The organism is Methanococcoides seepicolus (assembly GCF_023684405.1).
Taxonomy (GTDB): Archaea; Halobacteriota; Methanosarcinia; order Methanosarcinales; family Methanosarcinaceae; genus Methanococcoides; species Methanococcoides seepicolus.
Map to the genome: position 1 here is coordinate 1 of NZ_JAGSOI010000144.1, position 1,187 is coordinate 1,187.

The following is a 1,187-nucleotide window of genomic DNA, read 5'->3' on the forward strand; positions in this document are numbered from 1 at the left end:
TCTTCAGAAAAAGCATTTTACGAAAGTAAAACAAGGGCCACAGACCATTGATGAGGATAAGTTCAGGTTCGATAGATTTGTTCTCTTAATAGAGGATTGGCTTAGGAGAAAATTGAGGATTCAGTTGCTGGTGGAGTGTTTGAGATAAGTTAATGGGAGTAAGAACAAAAAGGAGGAATAATTAGAGAAGTACTGAATTTACATAAAACTTTCACTCTAATAAAAATTATATAGAATTAGTTGACTTTGTCTTATTAAGAAGGATACATTCAAATGATTGAAAACAGTTGCCAAACATGTGGTAATGAACTTTTTTTGAAAGAGGTCTTTGAAGACAGCTATAGTTATTGGTGCCCACATTGTGCTGGTTTTATTTCAATTGATAAAGAAATTGCTCTCGATTTATGTGAAGCACATGCTAAATCATCTGAAAAATTGGCGTCAGATTTCTGCTCTACATTTTCAAGAGATGATTTGATTTCATATTCATTAAATCGTAGGAAATTATCTGTAATTGATGAAAAAGATGCAATAAATATAAAAGTAAGGGATTTTATCTCATCTTCTTTAATTATCAAAGACTGTTTAAATGGATGTTATGGGGGAGATCAAAGTTTAAAAGAAAATATGGATATATTAATTTCTCGTTATGATGATTTAATAAGCTCAGAAAATCTAATAACACTGGTTTCTGAAGAATATGCCTTTATTTTTGAATCTCGTCCCGAAATCGAGTTAGCTCCTACTCAAATAATGGATTCATTTGAAGCACACGGTAAAAACTATTTAGCACTGCCCTCATACAAGTGGAGATATTTAATTGATGCTGCCGAAACTGTACAATTGGTTCCTCCTCCAAGAAGAGATAAAGTTAAGAAACAAATGGAATTACGTGCACAAGAAAAAGAAAGACGGATGAAAGCACTTGAGTTAAAACTGTCACTTGCCAAGAAAAACAAACGTAGTAAAATCGAACAAAAAATTGACGAAGAAAAAGAAAAAACCAGAGCAGAAACATTGTCGCAAATCTATAACTCTCTGTGTTCAAGTTATTTTAATTGTAACTATTCAGCCTAACTATCGTCAATCCTGTATTATCAACTCTAATACAAAAAATTAATTTGCAATCCTAAAATCAAACAATCGTTGGAACAAATGGCTTTCCATCGATTGCATCTTGAATAGCC

Annotated in this window: 1 protein-coding gene and 1 pseudogene; both read left to right on the forward strand. The window is 32.2% G+C overall.

What is annotated here, in order from left to right; all coding sequences use genetic code 11:
• Nucleotides 1–148 (forward strand): annotated as a pseudogene (locus KDK67_RS14720) (ISH3 family transposase); the annotation flags it as partial.
• A gap of 125 nt (nucleotides 149–273) precedes the next feature.
• Nucleotides 274–1,077, forward strand: a complete 804-nt coding sequence (locus KDK67_RS14120; protein WP_250869481.1) for a hypothetical protein — start codon at nucleotides 274–276, stop codon at nucleotides 1,075–1,077.
• Nucleotides 1,078–1,187: the final 110 nt, after the last annotated feature.